Here is a 1,649-nt window from a genome sequence, read left to right on the forward strand (position 1 = left end):
GCCCGGCCCCGGCTGTCTAGGCCTCGGCCTTGCGGTCTTCGATCAGCTTCTGCACTTGCGGGAACAACGGGTGCGACGGCGGCAGTTCCGTGATCCGCTCAACCGCCTCGCCGGCGTCCATCTCCGAAAGCATCCGGGCGAGTTCCACGGCTTCGTCGTCGGCTCCGTCGTCGAAACGAAGGGCAGCGGACATCGCGTCGAGCAAGGCAACGGGAGTTATTCCGCGCTCGGCCAGTTCCGCTGCCGGGCCGATGAACCGTTCGTGCCGGCCCAACTTCCGGAGCGGAGCACGGCCAACCCGGTTCACGGTGTCCGGCAAGTACGGGTTGGTGAAGCGGGACAGGATCTTCTGCACGTACGCTTCCTGCTCAGCTTCGACGAAACCGTGCTTGGCCACGAGAAGCTGTTTGGTCTCCTCTAGCACGGCACGCACCCGGGCGGCCACCGAGGCGTCGGCCATCGCATCGGAGATCTTCTCCAAGCCGGCGCCGTAGCCGAAGTATGCTGCCGAGGCGTGTCCCGTGTTGACCGTGAAGAGCTTCCGTTCGATATACGGACCGAGCTCGTCCACGAAGGTCGCGCCGGGGATAACCGGCGCCTCCCCCGCGAACGGCGTCTGGTCGATGACCCACTCGTAAAAGGTCTCCACAGTGACGTCCAGGCCTTGGCCCGGCGCCTGGTTGGGGACAATTCTGTCCACCGCGGTATTCGCAAAAACAGCAACGGAGGAAAGATCGCCCGCGGCACCGTCCCACGCCGCTTCCACTTCGGAACGCAGGAGGTCCGTGGCGTTGATCGCGTTCTCGCAGGCCATCACCTGGAGCGGAGCCAACGACGGCGAGCGGCCGGCGATGCCCCGCGCGATCACGGGTGCCACGAACTTCAGGATGTGCGGCCCCACCGCCGTGGTGACGAGGTCCGCCGTCGCGATTTCCGCGACGACGGCAACCTCTTCGGTGCCCGAATTCAGGGCCCGGAAACCGGACACGGTCTTGACCGCCGCGTTTTCTCCGACCTCGTGGACCTCGTAGGAGGACGCGGAGGCGAGTTGGCTGATCAAGGCATCCGCTACATCGGCGAAGACCACCTCATATCCGGCCTCGTGCAGCAGTAAGCCGACGAATCCCCGTCCGATGTTCCCTGCCCCAAAATGGACTGCCTTCACTATGCGTTGACCTTCCCGAACAGATCCAGCACTTCCTGAACCGACGTGGCCTGTTCAAGCTGGGCCACTTGCGCCTTGTCCGTGAAGATCTTGGCGATGGAGGACAGGATGTGGAGGTGCTCGTTGTTGATGCCGGCGACGCCGACGACGAACTTGACCTGCTTGCCGCCCCAGTCGATGCCCTCGGGATAGCGGACGATCGACACACCGGAGTGCAGGATGTGGTTCTTGGCAGCGTTCGTGCCGTGCGGGATGGCCAGGAAGCTGCCCATGTACGTGGACACCGATTCCTCGCGCTCATGCATGGCGTGAATGTAGCCCATGTCCACGGCGCCGCGGTCCAGCAGGAGCTTGCCTGCTTCGTCGATGGCCGAGTCACGATCCGTCGCGGTGCCGGTGAGGATCACGCTTTCGGGGAGCAGGACATCCTTGCCCCCGACGACGGCTGGCTGGGCCGCGTGGGCACCGGCGGCCGGTTCGGCAA

Annotated in this window: 2 protein-coding genes; both read right to left on the reverse strand. The window is 64.8% G+C overall.

Annotated features, from left to right (window positions below):
• Positions 1 to 16 precede the first annotated feature (16 nt).
• On the reverse strand, positions 17 to 1,165 hold the full coding sequence (locus AHiyo1_RS23895; RefSeq protein WP_059390276.1) for a mannitol-1-phosphate 5-dehydrogenase: 1,149 nt from the start codon (positions 1,163 to 1,165) through the stop codon (positions 17 to 19).
• The coding region (locus tag AHiyo1_RS23900; RefSeq protein ID WP_148667764.1) for a PTS sugar transporter subunit IIA at positions 1,165 to 1,649 on the reverse strand (485 nt) is incomplete at its 5' end. The genes AHiyo1_RS23900 and AHiyo1_RS23895, both read right to left, overlap by 1 nt.

The organism is Arthrobacter sp. Hiyo1 (genome assembly GCF_001263615.2).
Lineage (GTDB): Bacteria > Actinomycetota > Actinomycetes > Actinomycetales > Micrococcaceae > Arthrobacter.